The sequence below is a fragment of the Paraburkholderia bengalensis genome, assembly GCF_037126505.1.
GTDB lineage: Bacteria > Pseudomonadota > Gammaproteobacteria > Burkholderiales > Burkholderiaceae > Paraburkholderia > Paraburkholderia bengalensis.
The window spans coordinates 62,180-84,778 of record NZ_JACFYJ010000029.1; the positions used below are offsets into that span (position 1 = coordinate 62,180).

18 protein-coding genes, 1 tRNA gene and 2 pseudogenes are annotated in these 22,599 nt (G+C 63.9%); 15 read left to right on the plus strand and 6 right to left on the minus strand.

Annotated elements, in window-relative coordinates:
* Positions 1 to 198 precede the first annotated feature (198 nt).
* The 10 genes from rsmB to H3V53_RS18880 all read left to right on the plus strand — a co-directional run bounded on the left by rsmB (position 199) and on the right by H3V53_RS18880 (position 9,344).
* Positions 199 to 1,560, plus strand: a complete 1,362-nt coding sequence (gene rsmB / locus H3V53_RS18835) for a 16S rRNA (cytosine(967)-C(5))-methyltransferase RsmB (protein WP_336599262.1) — start codon at positions 199 to 201, stop codon at positions 1,558 to 1,560.
* Positions 1,557 to 2,147, plus strand: a complete 591-nt coding sequence (locus H3V53_RS18840; RefSeq protein WP_054917935.1) for a DUF4390 domain-containing protein — start codon at positions 1,557 to 1,559, stop codon at positions 2,145 to 2,147. The genes rsmB and H3V53_RS18840 overlap by 4 nt, the downstream gene beginning before the upstream one ends.
* The gene (locus tag H3V53_RS18845; RefSeq protein ID WP_336599263.1) at positions 2,137 to 4,560 is read left to right on the plus strand and encodes a sensor histidine kinase; all 2,424 of its coding nucleotides are present in this window, start codon (positions 2,137 to 2,139) and stop codon (positions 4,558 to 4,560) included. Before H3V53_RS18840 ends, H3V53_RS18845 begins: the two co-directional genes overlap by 11 nt.
* Positions 4,561 to 5,250, plus strand: a complete 690-nt coding sequence (gene esaR / locus H3V53_RS18850) for a response regulator transcription factor EsaR (RefSeq protein WP_054917932.1) — start codon at positions 4,561 to 4,563, stop codon at positions 5,248 to 5,250.
* Between the two features lie 72 nt (positions 5,251 to 5,322).
* Positions 5,323 to 5,398, plus strand: a tRNA-Phe gene (locus H3V53_RS18855).
* 387 nt (positions 5,399 to 5,785) lie between these two features.
* Positions 5,786 to 6,517, plus strand: coding sequence for a 7-cyano-7-deazaguanine synthase QueC (queC, locus tag H3V53_RS18860; RefSeq protein ID WP_054917930.1), 732 nt, complete (start codon positions 5,786 to 5,788; stop codon positions 6,515 to 6,517).
* A gap of 76 nt (positions 6,518 to 6,593) precedes the next feature.
* On the plus strand, positions 6,594 to 7,226 hold the full coding sequence (queE, locus tag H3V53_RS18865; protein WP_054917928.1) for a 7-carboxy-7-deazaguanine synthase: 633 nt from the start codon (positions 6,594 to 6,596) through the stop codon (positions 7,224 to 7,226).
* Between the two features lie 9 nt (positions 7,227 to 7,235).
* Positions 7,236 to 7,679 (plus strand): 6-carboxytetrahydropterin synthase QueD, encoded by a 444-nt coding sequence (gene queD, locus H3V53_RS18870; RefSeq protein ID WP_209934611.1) that lies wholly within the window; start codon positions 7,236 to 7,238, stop codon positions 7,677 to 7,679.
* 175 nt (positions 7,680 to 7,854) lie between these two features.
* The gene (locus H3V53_RS18875; protein ID WP_336599264.1) at positions 7,855 to 8,637 is read left to right on the plus strand and encodes an HpcH/HpaI aldolase family protein; all 783 of its coding nucleotides are present in this window, start codon (positions 7,855 to 7,857) and stop codon (positions 8,635 to 8,637) included.
* Complete coding sequence (locus H3V53_RS18880) at positions 8,634 to 9,344, plus strand: SEL1-like repeat protein (RefSeq protein WP_054917923.1); 711 nt, start codon at positions 8,634 to 8,636, stop codon at positions 9,342 to 9,344. Before H3V53_RS18875 ends, H3V53_RS18880 begins: the two co-directional genes overlap by 4 nt.
* Before the next feature lie 113 nt (positions 9,345 to 9,457).
* Here H3V53_RS18880 and rodA read toward each other — a convergent pair whose 3' ends face one another.
* The 5 genes from rodA to H3V53_RS18905 all read right to left on the minus strand — a co-directional run bounded on the left by rodA (position 9,458) and on the right by H3V53_RS18905 (position 16,007).
* The gene (gene rodA, locus H3V53_RS18885) at positions 9,458 to 10,606 is read right to left on the minus strand and encodes a rod shape-determining protein RodA (protein WP_054917921.1); all 1,149 of its coding nucleotides are present in this window, start codon (positions 10,604 to 10,606) and stop codon (positions 9,458 to 9,460) included.
* Between the two features lie 10 nt (positions 10,607 to 10,616).
* Positions 10,617 to 13,037 carry a penicillin-binding protein 2 gene (mrdA, locus tag H3V53_RS18890; protein ID WP_336599265.1) on the minus strand — a complete coding sequence of 807 codons (2,421 nt, stop codon included), beginning with the start codon at positions 13,035 to 13,037 and terminating at the stop codon, positions 10,617 to 10,619.
* 185 nt (positions 13,038 to 13,222) lie between these two features.
* Positions 13,223 to 13,735, minus strand: coding sequence for a rod shape-determining protein MreD (mreD, locus tag H3V53_RS18895; RefSeq protein ID WP_054917918.1), 513 nt, complete (start codon positions 13,733 to 13,735; stop codon positions 13,223 to 13,225).
* Positions 13,732 to 14,844: a rod shape-determining protein MreC gene (gene mreC, locus H3V53_RS18900; protein ID WP_336599266.1), complete on the minus strand. Its 1,113-nt coding sequence runs from the start codon at positions 14,842 to 14,844 to the stop codon at positions 13,732 to 13,734. The genes mreD and mreC overlap by 4 nt, the downstream gene beginning before the upstream one ends.
* A gap of 119 nt (positions 14,845 to 14,963) precedes the next feature.
* A complete protein-coding gene (locus tag H3V53_RS18905) occupies positions 14,964 to 16,007 on the minus strand; it encodes a rod shape-determining protein (protein WP_004189550.1) in 1,044 nt (347 codons plus the stop codon).
* Positions 16,008 to 16,386: 379 nt separating this feature from the next.
* Here H3V53_RS18905 and gatC point away from each other — a divergent pair, with 379 nt between their 5' ends.
* The 5 genes and pseudogenes from gatC to H3V53_RS18930 all read left to right on the plus strand — a co-directional run bounded on the left by gatC (position 16,387) and on the right by H3V53_RS18930 (position 21,672).
* Positions 16,387 to 16,686, plus strand: a complete 300-nt coding sequence (gatC, locus tag H3V53_RS18910) for an Asp-tRNA(Asn)/Glu-tRNA(Gln) amidotransferase subunit GatC (RefSeq protein WP_054917914.1) — start codon at positions 16,387 to 16,389, stop codon at positions 16,684 to 16,686.
* 155 nt (positions 16,687 to 16,841) lie between these two features.
* Positions 16,842 to 18,332 (plus strand): annotated as a pseudogene (gatA, locus tag H3V53_RS18915) (Asp-tRNA(Asn)/Glu-tRNA(Gln) amidotransferase subunit GatA); the annotation flags it as partial.
* Positions 18,333 to 18,414: 82 nt separating this feature from the next.
* On the plus strand, positions 18,415 to 19,890 hold the full coding sequence (gene gatB, locus H3V53_RS18920) for an Asp-tRNA(Asn)/Glu-tRNA(Gln) amidotransferase subunit GatB (protein ID WP_336599285.1): 1,476 nt from the start codon (positions 18,415 to 18,417) through the stop codon (positions 19,888 to 19,890).
* Between the two features lie 138 nt (positions 19,891 to 20,028).
* On the plus strand, positions 20,029 to 20,865 hold the full coding sequence (locus tag H3V53_RS18925; RefSeq protein WP_336599286.1) for a PPK2 family polyphosphate kinase: 837 nt from the start codon (positions 20,029 to 20,031) through the stop codon (positions 20,863 to 20,865).
* A 27-nt stretch (positions 20,866 to 20,892) separates the two neighbouring features.
* Entirely contained in the window at positions 20,893 to 21,672 is a 780-nt protein-coding gene (locus H3V53_RS18930) for an exodeoxyribonuclease III (protein ID WP_336599287.1), read from the plus strand.
* A gap of 10 nt (positions 21,673 to 21,682) precedes the next feature.
* Here H3V53_RS18930 and H3V53_RS18935 read toward each other — a convergent pair.
* Positions 21,683 to 22,501: pseudogene (locus H3V53_RS18935) on the minus strand (M48 family metallopeptidase); the annotation flags it as partial.
* Positions 22,502 to 22,599: the final 98 nt, after the last annotated feature.

Genomic DNA, 22,599 nt, shown 5'->3' on the forward strand with positions numbered 1-22,599 from the left:
ACTCGTCGCGCGGAACGTCGTTTCGAAAGGATCCGCTTCGCATATGAGCCGATGGCGGGCCTGCCCGCCATCCGCGGCACGCTACAATGTGGCGTTTGCGCGACACTCCGCGCGCGCGTTTTCTGCCTGTCCATGACCCGAAAGCCTTCCCCGCATCCTGCTGCGCCGTCGCAGCGTTCACGCGACAACCGACTATCGATGCTCCATCTCGCGCCCGAATCCCTCGGCTTCGCGCTCGATTGCGCCGCGCAGGCCGTCGGCGCGGTCCGTCAGGGCGCGGCGTTGCCGGCAGCGCTGCATTCGATTTTCGTGGTGCAGCCAGAAGGCGTCGCGGCGGCATCGCGCGGTGCCGTCCAGGACATCGCGTACCGGACAATGCGCCGGCTCGGCACGGCCGAATGGCTGGTCGCGAGGCTGGTGCGCAAGGCGCCGCCGCCGCACGTCGCGCATGTGCTCGCATGCGCGCTCGCGTTACTGGCCGATGACGAGAGCAACGCTGCGTACGCGCCGTTCACGGTCGTCGATCAGGCCGTGAATGCGATTGGCGCGCGGCGCGAGTATGCGTTCGCGAAGGGACTGGTCAACGCGGTGCTGCGCAACTTCCTGCGCGAGCGCGAAGCGCTGCTCGCCGAAGCCGATCGCGACGCCGTCGCTCGCTGGAACTACCCGGTCTGGTGGATCGACGCGGTTCGGGCGGCGTGGCCCGACGCGTGGCAGACCATGCTCGCCGCCGGCAACACGCAGGGTCCGCTGACGCTGCGCGTGAACGCGCGCCGCGCTACCGTCGACGCGTATTTGCAAACGTTGCGCGAGCATCAGATTGCCGCCACGCAAGCGGGCGATCATGCCGTGCGTCTCGATACGCCCATGCCCGTGGACCGCATTCCGGGTTTCAACGAGGGCGTCGTCTCCGTGCAGGACGCGGGCGCGCAACTCGCCGCGCAGTGGCTCGGCGTGCGCAACGGCATGCGTGTGCTCGACGCGTGCGCGGCGCCCGGCGGCAAGACGGGGCATCTGCTGGAACTCGCCGATATCGATCTGATCGCGCTCGAAAGCGACGCGACGCGGGCTCGCCGTATCGGCGAAAACCTGCAGCGTCTGGGCTTGCACGCGCAAGTGCGCGTCGGCGACGCGGGCAATCCCGCGCAGTGGCACGACGCCGCCGATCAGCCCTTCGACCGCATTCTCGCCGACGTGCCGTGCTCGGCTTCGGGCATCGTGCGGCGGCATCCGGATATCCGCTGGCTGCGTCGCGCGTCGGACATTCCAGCGCTCGTCGACGAGCAGCGGCGCATTCTCGAAGCGCTGTGGCCACTCGTCAAACCGGGCGGCGAATTGCTATACGTTACGTGCTCGATCTTTCCGGAAGAGGGCGAGTTGCAGGCTCAGTGGTTTGGAAACCGACACGCGGATGCGGTACGATTGGACGCGCCGGGGCAACTGCTCCCTGCAGTCGCCCGCGCGCCCGCCGACGTATCGGCTGGTGCCCGCGCCGGACAAAGCACTGGTTCGAGCTTAGACCACGACGGATTCTTCTACGCGCGCTTTCAGAAACGGTGATCATCAAACGCTTTCTTCCGCTTCGGCTCGTGGCCGCGCTCTGGATTGCGCTGGCTCTTTGGCTGACGTCAGCCGGGTCGGCGCGAGCCGAATCGATCGCCGTGCAACGCGCGTCCCTGCAATCCGACGGTAGCGGGTGGAGCCTTGATGCGCGCTTCGAGTTCGAGCTGAACAGCAACCTTGAAGACGCCGTCAACAAAGGCATTCCGCTTTACTTCACAACGGACTTCGAACTGAGCCGGCCGCGCTGGTACTGGTTCGACGAACAACCGGTGAGCGTATCGCAAAGCATTCGTCTCTCGTTCCAGCCGCTTACGCGCGAGTACCGCGTGTCGTCGGGCGGCCTGCAGCTTGGCTTCGCTTCGCTCGCCGAGGCGCTGGCCGTCATCAAGCATGTCACGTCGTGGCATGTGATCGATCGCAACCAGGTGCGCGCGGGCGAAACGTACACGGCATCGGTGCGCATGCAGCTCGATATCGCGCTGATGCCCAAGCCGTTCCAGATCGATGCGGTCAACAACCGCGACTGGAATCTTGCTTCCGACTGGAAGCGTTTTACCTTCACGGTGACCGAACGTGCTAAATAGAGTGCGCCGCGCCACCAGTGTCAGCAGCATCGTCGTCAGATTGCTCGTGTCGACGGTGGCGGTGACGGCCGTCCTGCTGCTCGTGCTGCTCGCGGCCGCGAGCGCGAACACCGAGTTCTTCGACCGCTATTACGGCTGGCTGTATGCCGCCAACGTCGCTGTCGCGCTGATCTTCATGCTGATCGTCGCGGTGCTCGTGGTGATCATCGTCACGCGACTACGCAAGGGCAAGTTCGGCACGCGGCTGCTCGCCAAGCTTGCGTTCTTCTTCGCGCTGGTCGGCGTCGTGCCGGGCGGCATCATCTACATCGTGTCGTATCAGTTCGTGTCGCGCAGCATCGAGTCGTGGTTCGACGTGAATGTCGAAACGGCGCTGACGTCGGGCTTGAACCTGGGCCGCGGCATGCTCGACGCGTCGCTGTCCGATCTGCAAACCAAGGGCCGCCTGATGGCCGAGCAGCTCGCGAGCGCCGATTCCGCCGGCACGACGCTGACGCTGTTGCGTCTGCGCGATCAGTTCGGCGTGCAGGATGCGACGATCGTCGAGCCGTCGCGCAGCATGTCGGGCGCGGCGCCCGACATGCACGTGGTCGCGCAGGCAACCAGCAACTACGCGTCGCTGATGCCGGGCGACCTGCCCACGCCGTTGATGATCGAGCAGGCGCGCGGCCGCGGCTTCGCGTCGATCGAAGGCGAAGTGGACGGCGATCCGAAAGTGCGCGGCGCGAAGGGCGCATTGCGCCTGCGCGTCGTGCAGCGCATTCCCGACAGCAACGCGTCGCTGCTGCAGCCAACCGAGCGCTTCCTGCAACTCACGCAGCCCGTGTCGCAGAGCCTCGCGCGCAATGCGGATGCCGTGCAGCGCGCGTATCGCGAGTATCAGGAGAAGGCGATCGGGCGCACGGGTTTGCGCAAGATGTACATCGGCACGCTGACGCTCGCGCTGTTCCTCGCCACGTTCATCGCGATGATGCTCGCGCTCGCGCTCGGTAATCAACTCGCACGGCCGCTGTTCCTGCTCGCGCAAGGCACGAAGGAAGTGACGGAAGGCGACTACACGCCCAAGCGCGAAATCAAGTCGCGCGACGAACTCGGCTTCCTCACGCAGTCGTTCAACGCGATGACGCGGCAGTTGTCGGAGGCACGCCTTGCTGTCGAGGCGAACCGCGTCGCGCTCGAGCATTCGAAGGCGTACCTCGAAAGCATTCTTGCCAACCTCACGGCGGGCGTGTTCGTGTTCGACCGGCAGTTCCGCCTGACGACGGTCAATCGCGGCGCGGAGCGTATTTTCCGGCAGCCGTTTGCGTCGCTGCTCGGTTCGTCGCTGGATCGCATCGGCGTGTCGAGCGAGTTCGGCACGATGGTGCGCAAGGCGTTCGCCGATCTCGAAGCGGCGGGCGGCGACGATCAGGGCGACACGGGCCACTGGCAGCAGCAGATGGCGCTGCAGATTCCCGGCGAGTCCGAACCGCTGACGCTGCTCGCGCGCGGCGCGCGGCTCGTGTCGACGGCGGGCAACGACAGCGACGATGAGGAGACCTCCGGCTATGTCGTCGTGTTCGACGATATCTCCGACGTGATCTCCGCACAGCGTTCCATTGCGTGGGGCGAAGTCGCGCGGCGTCTCGCGCACGAGATCAAGAATCCGCTTACGCCGATCCAGCTGTCAGCCGAGCGCCTGCAGATGAAACTCGCCGACAAGCTCGCGCCGTCGGATGCCGACGTATTGAAACGCGGCGCCACTACAATCGTGAATCAGGTCGCGGCGATGAAGCAGATGGTCGACGATTTCCGCGACTACGCGCGCACGCCGCCTGCCGTGCTCGCGAATCTGCAACTGAACGAACTCGTGAGCGAAGTGCTCACGCTGTACGGAATCGAAGAAGGCAAGAGCGCGATTGTCGTCGAAATGGGGGTCTTGCCCGTTATACGCGGTGACGCGACGCAATTGCGTCAGGTGATCCATAACCTGCTGCAGAACGCGCAGGACGCCGTGGCCGACCTCCAGCACCCTCGTGTGTTGCTCGAGACGAGGACAGTAGAATATGGCGATCCCGATGCCGACGGCAAAACGAGCGTCGCGGTGCGATTGACCGTGTCGGACAACGGTCCGGGCTTTCCCGCGCGCATCCTCACGCGCGCGTTCGAACCTTACGTGACGACCAAGGCCAAAGGAACAGGTCTTGGACTTGCCATGGTCAAGAAGATCGTCGATGAACACGGCGCGCGAATCGACATACGCAACCGTCTGAAAGCAGGCGATGTGATCGAAGGCGCGCAAATTTCCATCCTCTTCCTTCAACTCGCAGACGACAAGGCTGCGGCACCTGGAAGCGGGCCGCAGGCGGCGCACGGCGGCAGCGGTGCATCGCAGGGAAAGACAAAAGCAACAGTGCAGACAAGGGCAGCTTAAATGGCAACCATCCTGGTGGTAGATGATGAAATGGGCATCCGGGAATTGCTCTCGGAGATCCTGAGCGACGAAGGGCATGTCGTCGAGGTCGCGGAGAACGCGCAGGAGGCGCGCGACTACCGGCTTCGTCAGGCGCCCGACCTGGTGCTCCTCGACATCTGGATGCCCGATACCGATGGCGTCACGTTGCTCAAGGAGTGGGCAGCGCAGGGCACGTTGACGATGCCCGTCATCATGATGTCGGGCCACGCGACCATCGACACGGCCGTCGAAGCGACGAAGATCGGCGCGCTCAACTTCCTCGAAAAGCCGATCGCGCTGCAGAAGCTGCTGAAGGCGGTCGAGCAGGGCCTCGCGCGCGGCAGCGCGGCGCCCGCAGCGGGCGGCGTGGCGCCCAAGCCGGTGCTGGCGGCGAATGCGTCCGCCGTGGCGTCGGCGGCGGCGCTGCCGATGATGTCGGCCGATAGCCTGGGCGGCGGCATGTTGTCCGCGCAGACGGCGTCGATTTCGTTCGACATTCCGCTGCGCGATGCACGCGACGCATTCGAGCGCGCGTACTTCGAGTACCACCTCGCGCGCGAGAACGGCAGCATGACGCGCGTCGCGGAAAAGACGGGGCTCGAGCGCACGCACCTGTATCGCAAGCTCAAGCAGCTCGGCGTCGATCTCGGCAAGAACAAGGGCGAATAACACCCCACTGAAGTTTTTTCGCGAGGGGCTTGAGGAACGCAAAACTGCTTGCTATACTCTCGCTTCTTCGTTGGCCCGGTAGCTCAGTTGGTAGAGCAGCGGATTGAAAATCCGCGTGTCGGTGGTTCGATTCCGCCCCAGGCCACCAGGATTCAGCCCCAGGAAATCGCAAGATTCCTGGGGCTTTTCCTATGTGCGGACGATATGTCGTCACAGCTGGCTTTCATGGCTCGCAATCCGGGCCCGAGCGGCGCTTGGCGCTGCATGATAAAATCGCTTTTTATCAAGGACTTGCCGCGTGATCTTCGCAAGTCCTTTTTCGTTTCGGGCCCGAGGCATCGCACAGCGTGAAACTCTCGGGCGGGCGATCAGCGATATAAGCTGCGGCAGCTTGGCGCGCGAAAGTCGCGGCCTATACTGCTTGAGCCGGTGTCAACGCCGGCCCGCGCCGCGCGGCGGTTCGGCTCGCCAGCCGTGGGCCGGCCGGCAGCGAGTCGCCATTCGCGCGCGGCAATCAACTACACGGAGTTTCACGGTGACCCGCAAAGACGCCAAGAGTAGCGCCCTGGTGCTGTTTTCCGGTGGCCAGGATTCGGCCACATGTCTCGCCTGGGCGCTCGATCGATACGAAACCGTTGAAACGCTGGGTTTCGATTACGGCCAGCGGCATCGTGTCGAGCTCGAATGCCGCGACGGCTTTCGCAATGCGGTGGCGCGCACGTTTCCCCAATGGGGCGAGCGGCTCGGCGACGATCACATGATCGACCTGTCCGTGCTCGGCTCGATCAGCGATACCGCGATGACGCGCGAGATCGAAATTCACGCGGCGTCCAACGGCTTGCCGAACACGTTCGTGCCCGGCCGCAATCTGATGTTCATGACGATTGCGGCGGCGATCGCTTATCGGCGCGGGTTGCGCGTGCTGGTCGGCGGCATGTGCGAGACGGACTTTTCGGGTTACCCGGATTGCCGCGACGACACGATGAAGGCACTGCAAGTCGCGCTGAACCTCGGCATGGACAGCCGTTTCGTGCTGGAAACGCCGCTGATGTGGATCGACAAGGCCGACACGTGGCGACTCGCGCACGAGCTGGGCGGCGACGAACTGGTCGAGCTGGTTCGCGTCGAAACGCACACCTGCTATCTCGGCGAGCGCGCGGAACTGCATGCGTGGGGCTTCGGCTGCGGCGAATGCCCGGCCTGCCGCTTGCGCAAGCGCGGCTACGAGGCGTATCTGAAGGGCGAGCAGGTCACGGAACCGGCGTAATACGAGACGGGCAACAAAACACGTAACATCGCGGGCACATCGAACACGCTTCACGGAGCATCAGGCAGACAGCAGCATGACTTACGCGGTCAAGGAAATCTTCTACACATTGCAGGGCGAGGGCGCGAACGCCGGTCGTCCGGCTGTGTTTTGCCGGTTCGCCGGATGTAACCTGTGGTCGGGCCGCGAGGAAGATCGCGCGGAAGCGGTGTGCAAGTTTTGCGACACGGACTTTGTCGGCACCGATGGCGAGAACGGCGGCAAATTCCGCACGCCGGAACAACTCGCGGCGAAAATCGCATCGTTGTGGCCGGAAGGCGAGAGCCAGCGCTTCGTCGTGTGTACGGGCGGCGAGCCGATGCTGCAGATCGACCAGCCGCTCGTCGACGCATTGCATGCGCAAGGCTTCGAAATCGCGATCGAAACCAACGGTTCGTTGCCCGTCCTCGACACGATCGATTGGATCTGCGTGAGCCCGAAGGCCGACGCGCCGCTCGTGCAGACCAAAGGCAACGAACTGAAAGTGGTCGTGCCGCAGGACAACCAGCGTCTTGCCGACTACGCAAAGCTCGACTTCGACTATTTCCTCGTCCAGCCGATGGACGGCCCGTCGCGCGATATCAACACGAAGCTCGCGATCGACTGGTGCAAGCGCCATCCGCAATGGCGGCTGTCGATGCAGACTCACAAGTATCTGAACATTCCCTGACTTGCCGTGCTGACGATTACCCGAAAACTCGAATTCGACGCGGGCCACCGCATCCCCGATCACCGCAGCCAGTGCCGCAATCTGCACGGCCATCGCTATGTGCTCGAAATCACGCTGCAAGGCGATCTGGTCGAAACGGAAGGCGCGCCCGATCGCGGCATGGTGATGGATTTCGCCGACGTGAAGGCGCTCGCGAACGAGCATCTCGTCGACAAGTGGGATCACGCGTTTCTCGTCTATGAAGGCGATACGCAGGTGCGCGGCTTTCTCGATTCGATGGCGGGACACAAGACGGTCGTGCTCGATCGCATTCCGACCGTCGAAAACCTCGCCGCCGTCGCATTCGATATTCTCGCCAACGTTTATGACGCGCATTACGGCGTGAACCTGCGTCTGCACAAAGTGCGTCTGTACGAGACGCCGAATTGCTGGGCCGACGTGGTTCGCGACTAAACGGGTTATTGTCACGGTATGATCGTTTCGATAACCACACGGAGCGAGACATGCCGGTCACCGCGCTACGCTGCGGGCGTTACGCCCGCCACTTTCTTTCTGTCGTTGACGTCGGCCTTCGCGGCCGCGTCGTCGTTCGCTCCAGCGCTGCCACGTTTTCACCTGGAGGCGCGCGATGAGCACGTTCACCAATCCACTCAAGCTGCGTCTGAAAGATCCCGATCCGCTCTTCGGCCTGTGGCTGTCGCTTGGCAGCGAAAGCGCGGCGGAAGCGCTGGCGCACGCCGGTTTCGACTGGCTGCTGATCGACATGGAGCATTCGCCCAACGACAGCGCCGATGTCACGGGCCAGTTGCGCGCGATTGCTGCGGCGCATCTGCCGACGGAACCCGTCGTGCGCCTGCCCGCCGTCGAGCAATGGCTCGTCAAGCGGGTGCTCGACGCGGGCGCGCGCACGCTGATGTTCCCGAACATCGAAACAGCCGACGAAGCGGCCTATGCTGTCCGGCTGACGCAATACGCAACCGCGGAAGCGCCGGACGGCCTGCGCGGCGTCGCGGGTGCCGTGCGCGCTGCGGCATACGGAATGCGACGCGACTATCTGCAGAACGCCAACGTGCAGATCGCGACCATCATGCAGATCGAATCGGCGCGCGCGCTCGAAAACCTGGAGCAGATCGCGGCGACGCCGGGCATCGATTGCCTGTTCGTGGGACCGGCGGATCTCGCCGCGAGTCTCGGTCATCTCGGCGATTCGAAGCACCCTGAAGTGCAGGACGCGATCAAGCACATCCTCGATGTTGCGCATCGCGCGCGTGTCGCGACGGGCATCTTCGCGCTGGACGTCGCGGGCGCGCGGCAATACCGGTCGGAGGGCTTTCGCTTCATCGCGCTGGCCGCCGACGTGATGTGGCTGTTGCGTACCACGCGACAGGCGCTGCAGGAGGTCAGGTCATGAAGCTGTTGTCGTTGCACGCGATGCGCGTGGCATCTCGTGTCGTCATGTTCGCCGCGTTATCGGCTGGCGCGGCGGCACATGCGCAGAGCAAGACGCCGCCGTCGTCGGATATGGAAACGCAAACGGCCGTCGCCGATTACAACGCGGGCAACTTTACGTCCGCGCTCGCCGAGTTTCGCAAGGCCGCGCAGCGCGGCAGCCGTCTCGCCGAGTTCAACTACGCGATGATGCTGCTCAACGGCGAAGGCGGCCCCGCGAACGTCGACGAAGGCAAGAAGTGGCTGCGCAAGGCCGCCGACGCCAACATGTCGCATGCGCAATACGTGTACGGCAAGATGTACGACGATGGCGAGTTCGTGGCGCGTGATCCGGTGGAAGCGCATCAGTGGTTTCTGAAGGCTGCGCAGCAAGGGCACATTCAGGCCGAACTGGCGCTGGCGAACCAGTTTCTCGATGGACGCGGCACCGCGCGCGACAACCAGCAAGCCTTCTTCTGGTACAAGAAAGCGGCCGAGGGCGGCGACATGACGGCGCAATACGTCACAGGTTCGTTCTACGAGCGCGGCGGCGACGGCGTGCAGCAGAACCTGAATGTCGCGCGAGCGTATTACGCGGCGGCCGCTGCGCAAGGCGACCCGGCCGCGCGGCTCAAATATCAGCAGCTGAGCACGCAATTGCGCGAATCGCACGAAGCGAAGCCGCAATAAGCGAAGCGGCAATAAGCGGAGCGGCAACGAAACAGCAATAGTGCAAGCCGCAACAAAAAACGGCGCCTGAATTTTCAGGCGCCGTTTTGTTTTGCATCTTGAATGCTGCGGGATCAGCTCTGCATCAACCGCTTCTGTCGCGCGACGCTCATGATCAGCCCGATTGCGAAGCCGAGCGTCGTCAGCGCGGTGCCGCCGTAACTCATGAACGGCAACGGCACGCCGACCACGGGCAGAATGCCGCTCACCATGCCGATGTTCACGAACGCATACGTGAAGAACGCCATGGTTAGCGAGCCCGCGAGCAACCGGCCGAATAGCGTCGCGCCGTTCGCCGCGATAAAGAGCCCGCGCGCAATCAGCGCCATGTAGAGCGTCAGCAGGACCACGCCGCCCGCGAGGCCGAATTCCTCCGCGAACACGGCGAAGATGAAGTCGGTGTGCTTTTCGGGGATGAACTCGAGGTGCGCCTGCGTGCCCTTCAGCCAGCCCTTGCCGAGCGGGCCGCCCGAACCGATCGCGATGACGGCCTGGATCGTGTGGAAACCTTTGCCCAATGGATCGGAAGTCGGGTCGAGGAGCGTGCAGATGCGGTGCTTCTGATAATCGTGCATCAGCGGCCATTGCACTTCGGGCTGACAGATCTTGTCCTGAAACGTCGCGATCGCGGCGACGGCGATCACGCCCGCCACCAGCACGGGCACGATCAGCTTGAAGCTCAAGCCCGCGAAGTAGATGACGAACAGGCCTGATGCGAACACGAGCACGGCCGTGCCGAGGTCGGGCTGCTTCGCGATCAGGCCGACGGGCACGGCGAGAATCAGCATGCCGACGATGTAATCCCACCAGCGGATATTGCCTTCGCGGCGCTGGTAGTACCACGCGAGCATCAACGGCGTCGCGATCTTGAGAATCTCTGACGGCTGAATGACCACGCCGACGTTGATCCAGCGTTTCGCGCCCTTGCGCGTGAGGCCGAACATCGCGACGGCGATCAGCAGCGCGACCCCGAACGTGTAGATCGGGACGGCAAAGCGCATCAGCGTGGTGGGCGGGATGTTGGCGAGCACCCACATCAGCGCGAACGTCAAAATGATGTTGCGCAGCTGGTCCTCGACACGGCCGGGCACGTCGATGCTCGCGCTGTACAGCGTCACGATGCCGACGCACAGCAGCAGAAACACGATCAGTGCGAGCGGGCGGTCGAAGCCCGCGAACATCTTCTTGATGCGTTCGAGCCAGGCGCGCTTGTCGATTTGCATGCCTTTCTCCTTACTCGTCGATGCCGCCGGAAACCGGGCCGCGCGGCGCGGCCTGCGATTCGTCGGTGCGCGACGGCGCAGCGGCAACCGGCCGCGATTCGCTGGCCGGGTGGGGTTTGCGTGGTGACTTGCGGGCGTCGGATGCCGTGACGGGCGCGGCGGCCGCATTCGCTGTCGCGTCCGGTGCGACGGGCGAAGGCGCGCCCGTCGCCAATGCGACGCGCGGCGCTTTCGCTGACTTTGCCGCTTGAGTTGCCGACGCAAGCCGCGGCGCCACCGCGACCGGGGCGGAAGCCGCGCCCGTCGCCGTTGCGCCCGAAGCGGGACCAGCGGCGGCTGCCCCGGAAGCGTCCGATGCAGGCGTCGCGTGCGGCGTCGATGCGCCGACGGGCAGCGGCAGCGCCGTGAAACCGGCGGCAACGGAAACCGGCTGGATCTCGCCGTTAGGTGCCGGCGGCGCGCTGCCGATCACGGGCGCCGAGGTTTCCTCCGTCGCCGATGCAGCCGCCGTGACAGCCGCCGCCTCGACGCCGGGTTTCATCCGGTCGACGAGGTAGTAATCGAGCACACGCCGCGCAATCGGGCCCGCCGCCTGCGCACCCCAGCCGCCGTTTTCGACGATCAGCGCGAGGGCGATCTTCGGGTTGTCGGCGGGCGCGAACGCGATGAAGAGCGCGTGGTCGCGCAGATGTTCGGCGAGCGCGTGACCGTGGTACTTCGCGCCCTGCAGCGAGAACACCTGAGCCGTACCCGTCTTGCCCGCCGACAGATACGCGGCGTTGCGAAACACCTGGTACGCGGTGCCCGACGGATTCATCGTGACGTTTTCCATGCCGCGTTTGACGACGTCGATATCGGCCTGTTTCACGTCGACGCGTCCGTCGTCTTTCGGCACCGTGGCGCGCAGCGCGCGCGTGATCGGGTTCTCGATTTCCTTGACGAGGTGCGGCCGCATCAGCGTGCCGTTGTTGGCGAGCGTCGCCGTGGCGTGCGCGAGTTGCAGAATGGTGTACGAGTTATAACCCTGGCCGATGCCCAAGCTGATCGTCTCGCCTTCGTACCACTTCTGCTGTTCCGGCTTGCGATACGCCTTGCGCTTCCATTCGGTGGAAGGCAGGATGCCGCGCGCCTCGCCCGCGATATCGATGCCAGTCAGCTGTCCGAAGCCCCAAGGCTTCATGAAGCTCGCGATCGCGTTGACGCCGAGATCGTGCGCGAGCATGTAGAAGTACGTGTCGTTCGACACCATGATCGCGCGGTTCATGTCGATCCAGCCCTGACCTTGCGGCACGTCGTTGCGGAACGTGTGGCCGCCGAACGTGTACGAGCCCGGGTCTTGAAAGCCCCACTGCGGCGTGCGCTTGTGCAGCGTCAGCGCGGCGAGCGCCATGAACGGCTTGTACGTCGAGCCGGGCGGGTAGGTGCCGTGCAGCGGGCGGTTCAGCAGCGGGTGATCGGGCGAGTTGTTCAGCTCGTCCCAGGTCTGCTGGTCGATGCCGTCGACGAACGAGTTCGGATCGAAGCTTGGGGCAGACACGAACGCGAGCACGTCGCCCGTCGACGGCTCGATTGCGACCAGCGCGCCGCGACGGCCCGCGAACGCTTCCTCCGCGACCTGCTGCAAGCCGATGTCGATCGACAGCACGAGGTTGTTGCCCGGCGTCGCCTGCGTGCGCGACAGCGTGCGCACGGGCCGTCCGCCCGCCGTCACCTCGACTTCCTCGAAACCCGTCAGTCCGTGAAGCTCGGTCTCATAGCTCTGCTCGACGCCGATCTTGCCGATGTAGTCGGTCCCTTTGTAGTTGTTCGCGTCGAGGCGCGGATCGTAGTGGTCGGGATCACTGTCGTTCTGGTCGCTGGCGTCGTCAATCTTGTCCTGATCGCGCTGCGAAATGCGGCCGATATAGCCGATCACGTGCGCCGCCGTCGGTCCGAGCGGATATTGGCGGAACAGGCGCGCGCGCACTTCGACGCCCGGAAAACGGAAGCGCTGCGCGGTGAAACGGGCGACTTCGTCGTCGGTGAGGCGCGTGCGGATGGGCAGGCTCTCGAAGTTCTTCGAATCCTCCTGCAGCTTGCGGAAGCGCCGGCGGTCGCGCGCGTCGATGGTGATGACCGTGGCGAGGTTGTCGATCACGTTGTCGAGCGTGTCGTTGAGCTTCGACGGCGTGATTTCGAGCGTGTACGCCGAGTAGTTCTTGGCGAGTACGACGCCGTTGCGGTCGGTGATGATGCCGCGGTTCGGCACGATCGGCGCAACCGAGATGCGGTTTTCGTCGGCTTGCAGCGAGTACTTGCTGTAGTGCCAGACCTGCAGGAACAGGAAGCGGAACCCGATCAGCCCGAAGCAGACGAACACGAACAGCCCCGCCGCCGCGACGCGCAGGCGGAATTTCGTGAGCTGCTGTTGGGTGTCCTTGAATTCGGTCATGCGGTTGGGCAGGAACTGCCGGTTATGCGGGTTAAATCAGTTCGGCAAGGGCGCGCCGCCGTGGCGCTGACGAGATGTTGCACATCCTTGCCCTGCGTTGTCGTGTCGAGCAGCGCTTCGCTGATCGAACGCTGATGGAAGCGACCGGAAAAGTGCGCGTTCATCAGCGAAAGGCGCGCGGACGCTCAGATTGGGCGCGTGTCGTCCGGATCGGCCGGACGGCGCTGCGGCATCAACAGCAGGATGCTCGCGACAGGCCAGAGCGCCGCTTCCACGAACCCGTCGATCAGATAGCCCCAGCCCGGAAACGACGCGCCCGTCAGCAGGCGGATCACGAAGGGCACGAGCTGCGCGACAACCAGAAGCGGCATCACCGCGAAAACCTGCACGCCGATCGACATCCACAGCACGCGGCGGTGAATCGTGATCGCGCCGTACGAGAGCAGCGTGTAAGCGAGCGCGTGTTCGCCGAGCAGGCTGGCGTTGTGCACGTCCATCAACAGGCCGAGCATGAACGCGATACCCATGCCGACCTTGCGCGGCTGATGCACGTTCCAGAACAGCAGCACGAGCGCGACGAAATCCGGCACGCCGATCAGACGCCCCCACGGCATCATGTTCAGCAGGAACGCGGCGGCGAGGCTGAACGCAATGAAATAGGGGTTGACGGGCTGCAGGATGTACTGCGGGCGATTCATTGCTTGGCCCCCTGAGCGGCTTGCGCGCCTTGTGTCCGCGTGCCCTTGTCGGCGGCCGGCTTTTTCTCGCCCGATGCCTTGCTGTTGCTTTTCGCCGACGATGCGGCGGGAGCGGGCTTGGCGGGCGCGGCGGGCACAGCAGCCGCAGACGCCGGTTGCGCCGACTTCGCGTCCTTGTCGCCTGGCTTGCCCTTGTCCTGCGCTTTCGCGTTCTTCTTTTTGAGTTCCTTGGCGACGGTGGCCGGATCGGGTTCGTCGGCGGGACGCGGCGGCACGGTGCTTTCGTAATGCAGGACAAGCAGGTCACGCGCGCCGCGCGCAGGCGCAATGGGCTGGCAGACGACGCGCGCGAACGCCGTGTCCGCCTGCTTGTCGACGCGCACCACCTTCGCGACGGGCAGGCCGGGCGGGTACACGCCGTCGAGTCCGCTCGTCACGAGTTCGTCGCCCGCGACCACGTCGGCGCTGATCGGCACGAAACGCAGGTCGAGCGCCTCGCCCTTCGGCGTACCGTAGATCACGCTGCGCAAACCTGTGCGCACAATTTGCACGGGGACGGCCTGGTCTTTGTCAGTGAGCAGCGTGACTTCCGATTGCATCGGGAACACGCGCGTGACCTGGCCGATCACGCCTTCTTCGTTGACGACGGGCGAGCCGTCCTTGATGCCCTGCTGCGAACCGCCGCCGATCACGACCTTTTGCGTGAACGGATCGCGCGTGTCGTACTGGATTTCGGAGGGCGTCGATCGGGTCGTCATGCGTTGCGACAGCTGCAGCAGATTGCGCAGATGCGCGTTTTCCGCGCCGAGCTGCGCGGCCTGATTGGCCTGCTGCGACAACTGCAGATTGCGCGCGCGCAGTTTGTCGTTCTCACTGCGCAGCGTCGCGCTCGTGACGGCGAGGTCGGCGGCGCCCATGAAGATGTCGCGCGGCACGAGTGCGACTCGCTGCAGCGGATACAAGCCCGCGCCGAGCACCCCGCGGACGATTTCGAGCGTGCGGAAGCGTGCGTCGGAAATGAGCAGGGCGAGCGCGATCATCACGAAGATGATCAGTCGTGCGAGCGCCGAAGGGCCTTGCTTGAATAAGGGCGGCGGACTGTATTCCATGGTCGCCGGAGAGCGTAAGCGGATGGATGAGACTGCGGCGCGCTAGCGGCGCGCCCAGCGCACAAAGGCTGGCAAGGCCAGCCTTTCGATGCGCGCTGCTGACATGGAGACTGGCAAGCTTACTCGTACGAGAAGATGCTGCCGAGCTTGTCCATGCGTTCGAGCGCCATGCCCGAGCCACGCACGACGCACGTCAGCGGGTCTTCCGCGACCAGCACGGGCAGGCCGGTTTCTTCTGCCAGCAGGCGGTCGAGGTCGCGCAGCAATGCGCCGCCGCCCGTCAGCATCATGCCGCGCTCGGCGATGTCCGCGCCCAGTTCCGGCGGCGTCTGTTCGAGCGCGATCTTCACCGACGACACGATCTGGTTCAGCGGATCGGTCAGGGCTTCGAGAATTTCGTTGCTCGAAATGGTAAAGCTGCGCGGAATGCCTTCCGACAGGTTGCGGCCCTTGACTTCCATTTCCTTGACTTCGGAGCCCGGGAATGCGGAGCCGATTTCCTTCTTGATGGCTTCCGCCGTCTGTTCGCCGATCAGCATGCCGTAGTTGCGGCGGATGTAGTTGACGATGGCTTCGTCGAACTTGTCGCCGCCGACGCGCACCGAGCCCTTGTACACGATGCCGCCCAGCGAGATCACGCCGACTTCCGTCGTGCCGCCGCCGATGTCGACGACCATCGAGCCCGTCGCTTCCGACACGGGCAGCCCCGCGCCGATTGCAGCCGCCATCGGCTCTTCGATCAGATACACCTGCGAGGCGCCCGCGCCGTGCGCCGCTTCCTTGATCGCGCGGCGCTCGACCTGCGTCGAGCCGCACGGCACGCAGATGATGATGCGTGGCGACGGCGAGAACATGCGCGATTCGTGCGCGGTCTTGATGAACTGCTTGATCATCTGTTCCGTCACGGTGAAGTCGGCGATCACGCCGTCCTTCATCGGGCGGATCGCCTCGATGTTGCCCGGCACCTTGCCGAGCATCTGCTTTGCTTCCTTGCCCACTGCCTGAATGGTTTTCTTGCCATTCGGGCCGCCTTCCTGGCGGATCGACACGACGGACGGCTCGTCTAGGACGATGCCTTTGCCGCGCATGTAGATGAGCGTGTTGGCCGTGCCGAGGTCAATGGCCAGATCGTTGGAGAAATAGCTGCGCAAAAAACCGAACATGCAAAATCCTGTCTCGCTGGGGGCCGGGCCTCGCATCGTAAGCGTAGGGCGGCAGCGGAAAAAAATTAGCAGCCTCATGTCCGGCCAGTTGCGGCCGAGGGAAGCATGAAACTACGAGGGAACGTACCGGAGGCTATAGCAAGGCAGCTCGAGTTGTCGTTCAGCGATCTCTGAAAACGTCAGAAAGGCCTTGGTAAGTCGGTCCGGGTTTGGGTCGAACGCGTAATGATACCTTATAATTTTGCTTGATTTAAAGGAAACGAATGGCACTTTTTGCCGTCGCCGGCCCCAATTTCGAGGGCTCGCTCCAATGACCTAACCCGCTGTCGCAGCATCGTTTTTCATCGTTGCGGCAGACCGCCACTTTTCCGGTGAATGCATGGCCCTGACTCTGACCGATGTGAAACGCATCGCCCATCTCGCGCGGCTCGAATTGCCCGAGGCCGACGCCGAGCACACGCTCACGCAGCTCAACGATTTTTTCGGCCTCGTCGAACAGATGCAGGCGGTGGATACAACGGGCATCGCGCCGCTCGCGCACCCGATCGAGCAGATCGAAGACGTGGCGCTGCGTCTGCGCGACGACGCCGTCACTGAACATGTGAATCGCGACGAGTACCAACGTCCGGCGCCCGCCGTGCAGGAAGGGCTGTATCTGGTGCCGAAGGTCATCGAGTAAGCGCCGACAAAGCGTCATTAAGCACAGGGTTGTGTGTCACGCGTGCGAAGCACTGCGCGCGCCACGCCCGCTCAATTCGGAACGGGCCCGCGCGCGGGCAGCCGGATGACTTCACGGCGGCCGGATGTGCCGCCGCGCTTTCCAGGAAAAACGCAATGCATGAGAAAAGCTTGACCGAACTGCGCGCCGCGCTCGACGCGAAGGAATGCTCCGCAGTCGAACTGGCGCAGACGTATCTGAAGCGGATCGATGATCACAAGGCGCTCAACGCGTTCGTGCACGTCGACCAACAGCAGACGCTCGCGCAGGCGCAAGCCGCCGACGCGCTGATCGCCGCCGGCAATGCGGGCCCGCTGACGGGCCTGCCCATCGCGCATAAAGACGTGTTCGTCACGCGCAACTGGCGCTCCACGGCCGGCTCGAAGATGCTCGAGAACTACGTGAGCCCGTTCGATGCCACCGTCGTCGAGCGTCTCGCGCAGGCGGGCATGGTGTGCGTCGGCAAGACGAACATGGACGAATTCGCGATGGGTTCGTCGAACGAGAACTCGCACTTCGGCCCCGTGCAGAACCCGTGGGACCGCAAGGCGGTGCCGGGCGGCTCGTCGGGCGGCTCGGCGGCGGCTGTCGCGGCGCGCCTCGCGCCCGCCGCGACGGGCACCGACACGGGCGGCTCGATCCGTCAGCCGGCGTCGTTCTCGGGCATCACGGGCATCAAGCCTACTTATGGCCGCGTGTCCCGTTACGGGATGATCGCGTTCGCGTCGTCGCTGGATCAGGGCGGCCCGATGGCGCAGACGGCGGCCGACTGCGCGCTGCTGCTCAACGCGATGGCCGGCTTCGACGAGCGCGATTCGACCAGCCTCACGCACGATCACGAAAACTACGCGCGTTATCTCGGCCAGTCGTGGTCGGGCGGCGCGGCGTCGGCCGACAAGCCGCTCGCCGGCCTGCGCATCGGTTTGCCGAAGGAGTACTTCGGCGCGGGCCTCGCCGACGACGTGCGCGCGTCCATCAATGCCGCGCTCAAGCAATACGAAGCCCTTGGCGCGACGCTCGTGGACGTGACGCTGCCCAAGACGGAGCTGTCGATTCCCGTCTACTACGTGATCGCGCCGGCGGAAGCATCGTCGAACCTGTCGCGGTTCGACGGCGTGCGTTACGGCCATCGTGCCGCCGAGTATCGCGATCTGCTCGACATGTACAAGAAGTCGCGCGCCGAAGGTTTCGGCCCGGAAGTCAAGCGCCGCATTCTGGTCGGCACGTATGTGCTGTCGCACGGCTACTACGACGCGTACTACCTGCAGGCGCAGAAAATCCGCCGCATCATCGCGCAGGACTTCCAGGAAGCGTTCAAGACCTGCGACGTGATCATGGGGCCGGTGGCGCCGTCGGTGGCGTGGGATATCGGCGCGAAGGGCGACGATCCCGTGCAGATGTATCTCGCGGACATCTACACGCTGTCGGTGAGCCTGGCTGGTTTGCCGGGCATGAGCGTGCCGTGCGGCTTCGGCGCGGGCGCGAATGCGCAGCGCCCGGTCGGCTTGCAGATCATCGGCAACTATTTCAACGAAGCACGCATGCTCCAGGTAGCGGACGCGTTCCAGCGCGTCACCGACTGGCATCGCAAGGCGCCGGCAGGAGTGGACCTGCCTCCACACTCACTTCGTTCGTTGCCCCCGGGGGGGCGCATGCCTCCCTTGAGGCGGCTCGGCGGGAGGCATGAGCATGACAACACAATGGGAAGTCGTTATCGGTATCGAGACGCACGCGCAGTTGTCGACGGTCTCGAAGATCTTTTCGGGCGCGGCCACGCAGTTCGGCGCCGCGCCGAACACGCAGGCCTGCGCCGTCGATCTCGCGCTGCCGGGCGTGCTGCCCGTGATGAACCGCGGCGCCGTCGAGCGCGCGATCCAGTTCGGTCTCGCCATCAACGCGACCGTCGCGCCGCGCAGCATCTTCGCGCGCAAGAATTATTTCTACCCTGATCTGCCGAAGGGCTACCAGATCAGCCAGTACGAAATCCCCGTCGTGCAGGGCGGACAGATCACGATTCAGGTTCCCGCCAACGAAAAGGCCGGGAAAGAGGCGTACGAGAAGACCATCAACCTGACGCGCGCGCACCTGGAAGAGGACGCGGGCAAGTCGCTGCACGAAGACTTCGCGGGCATGACGGGCATCGACCTGAACCGCGCGGGCACGCCGCTGCTCGAAATCGTCACCGAGCCGGAAATGCGCAGCGCAGCCGAAGCCGTTGCGTATGCGAAGGCGCTGCATGGTCTGGTCGTGTGGCTCGGCATCTGCGACGGCAACATGCAGGAAGGCTCGTTCCGCTGCGACGCGAACGTGTCGGTACGGCCTGTGGGCCAGAAGGAATTCGGCACGCGCGCGGAAATCAAGAACCTGAACTCGTTTCGCTTCCTTGAAGAAGCGATCCAGTACGAAGTGCGCCGTCAGATCGAACTGATCGAAGACGGCGGCACCGTGGTGCAGGAAACGCGTCTGTACGATCCCGACAAGCGCGAAACGCGCTCGATGCGCAGCAAGGAAGACGCGCACGATTACCGCTATTTCCCCGATCCCGATCTGATGCCGCTCGTGATCGAGTCGTCGTGGGTCGAGCGCGTGAAGGGTGAGTTGCCGGAATTGCCGGAAGCGATGCAAAAGCGCTTCGTCGAGCAATACGGTTTGACGCCGTACGATGCGGGCGTCGTCACGTCGAGCAAGGCGATGGCTGCTTACTACGAAGCCGTGGTCGCGAAGGTCGGTGCTGCGCAAGCCAAGGCCGCGGCCAACTGGCTGATGGGCGAAGTGTCGTCGCAACTGAACCGCGAAGGCCTCGACATCGCGCAAAGCCCGGTGTCCGCCGCGCAACTCGCGCTGGTGTTGCAACGCATTGCCGACGGCACGATCTCGAACAAGATCGCGAAGGAAATTTTCCTCGCGATATGGGAAGAGAAGGCCACGGACGAAGCCGCCGCCGATCGCATCATCGATGCGAAGGGCCTGAAGCAGATCTCGGACACGGGCGCGCTCGAAGCGATCATCGACGAAGTGCTCGCCGCGAACCAGAAGTCGGTCGAGGAATTCCGCGCGGGCAAGGAAAAGGCGTTCAACGCGCTGATCGGCCAGGCGATGAAAGCGACCAAGGGCAAGGCGAATCCGCAGCAGGTCAACGAGTTGCTGAAGAAGAAGCTGGGCTGAGTGTCGTAGCGCAATCGGCGTTGCGTGCGGCATGCCGCATGCAAGGCCATGACGGGCTGTTGTCGCATCGAAAGTCGCGCAACGGCCCGTTTGCTTTTCATTCGACCACCACGGTCCGCGCGCAAAGGAGGAACAACCATGGCAAAGAAGAACGGTCTCGACGACTATCGCGTGCCTTTTTTCGACGAGAGCAGCAAGTCGAAGTTTTCGCTCGCCGATATCGATCCATCGTCCAAGCCGTTTTCGACGGGCGCGAAGGAGACCGATCGCGAGCGTCTCGCTGAAATCGGCACGTTGCTCGATGCGCAGCAGGAACGCCTGCACGCGCAGCGCGTCCAGCGCGTGCTGCTGGTGCTGCAGGGCATGGACACGAGTGGCAAGGACGGCACGATCCGCGCGGTGTTTCATGAAGTCGATCCGCTCGGTCTGCGCATCGTGCCGTTCAAGGCGCCGACGCCCGTCGAACTTGCACACGACTTTCTCTGGCGCGTGCATTCGCAGGCGCCCGCCGCCGGCGAACTGACCATCTTCAATCGAAGCCATTACGAGGACGTGCTGGTGCCCGTCGTGCTCGGCTCGATGAGCAAGGAAGAGCGCACGCGGCGCTATCGCCACATCCGCGATTTCGAACGGATGCTCGCGGAAAACGGCGCGACGATCGTCAAGTGCATGCTGCACATTTCGAAGGACGAGCAACGCGAACGCCTGCAGGCGCGTATCGATGATCCGACCAAGCACTGGAAATTCGACGTCTCCGATCTCGACGCGCGCAAGCTGTGGGACAAGTATCAGGACGCGTACGATGAAGCGCTTGCCGCGACGTCGACGGAATACGCGCCTTGGTACGTGATTCCCGCGAACTCCAAGACGCATCGCAACGTGATGGTTGGTGAACTGCTGCTGCGCACGTTCGAGTCGCTGAGGCTGGAATTTCCGCCCCCGAAGGAATCGTTGAAGGGCGTGATCGTCGAGTAGTACCCGAAAACAGAACGAAGGAAAAACATGTTGCGAGTGATCACCGCCAATCTGAACGGCATCCGTTCGGCGGCCAAGAAGGGCTTTTTCGAGTGGTTCGGCGAGCAGAAGGCCGACGTCGTGTGCGTGCAGGAAATCAAGTGCTCGCAGGACGACATGACGCCGGAGTTTCTCGCGCCGCACGGTTTCACCGGCTATTTCCAGCATGCGGTCAAGAAGGGCTACAGCGGCGCGGGCGTCTATACGCGTCACGAGCCGGATGAAGTCGTGATCGGCTTCGGCAGCGAAGAGTTCGATCCCGAAGGGCGTTACGTGGAAGCGCGCTTCGGCAATCTCTCCGTGGTCTCGGTGTATGTGCCGTCGGGATCGAGCGGCGACGAGCGCCAGCAGGCCAAGTACCGCTTCATGGACGAGTTCATGCCGCATCTCGCGGAACTATCGAAGGAACGCGAGGTGATCGTGTGCGGCGACGTGAACATCGTCCACAAGGAAATCGACATCAAGAACTGGAAGGGCAACCAGAAGAATTCAGGCTGTCTGCCGGAAGAGCGCGCGTGGCTCACGAAGCTGTTCGACGATGTCGGTTACGTCGACGTGTTCCGCACGCTCGATCCGCGTCCCGAGCAGTACACGTGGTGGAGCAATCGCGGCCAGGCGTATGCGAAGAACGTCGGGTGGCGTATCGATTATCAGATCGCGACGCCGGGCATCGCTGCCGCCGCGAAAAAGACGTCGATCTTCCGCGACATCAAGTTCAGCGACCACGCGCCGCTGACGGTCGACTACAACCACCCGCTCGCGAAGTAAGCGAAGCGCCTTAGTCGCTTGCCGTCGTTCGACGCGGGCGGCCGATGCCCGCATAGTCGGGCAACGCATCGACCGGTTTGCCGACGGCTTTCGCGTACAGCGGCAGCATGTCGGCGAGCCGCTTCATGATGTCCGCGCGCCGCGCCGGATTGTACGGATGCACGTAGATAAAGCCCTGATCGCGGTTGTTGCGCGTGGCGACCGCGAGCTTGTCCCATAGCGTGATGGCCGCGCGCGGATCGAAACCGGCGCGCGACGCAATCTCGCTGCCGATCACGTCCGCTTCGGTTTCGTCGGCGCGTTCGTACTTCATTTCCAGCAATTGCGTGCCGATGCCGAGCGGCGCTTCGCCGAGATCGGCGAGTCCGAACAGTTGCGGAATCGTCCCCGAACCCAATTGCGCCGCCTGCTGTTCGCCGAGCCGCTCACGCGCATGCTCGCGCAGGGCGTGCGCGATCTCATGGCCGAGCAGCATGCCGAGTTCGTTGTCGTTGAGCTTGACCTTGTCGAGCATGCCCCCGTAGATGACGATCTTGCCGCCCGGCAGACAGTACGCGCGAATATCCGTTGAGCGCAGCACGGCGATGTCCCACTTCCAGTTCTTCGCGCGATCGTTCCACTTCAACGCGTAGGGAATCAGCTTGTCGACGATTTCCTGCACGCGTTTCACGTGCGCGTCCGAGGCCGGATAAAACCGGTTCATGTGCTGCGCGCCGCGCGCGATCTGGTCGAATTCCTCAGCGGATTGCGCTTCGAGCATCGACGAAGGAATCAGATTGCGAAACACGGCATAACCGCCATAGCGCAGTTGCTGGTTCGGCTGGAATGGCCGAACTGCAGGTGCACGCTGAATGTCGCGACGATCAGGACCACGATCATGGGAGTCGCGATGAGGGGCACGAAGGCGCCGAGAAGGATCGCCAGACC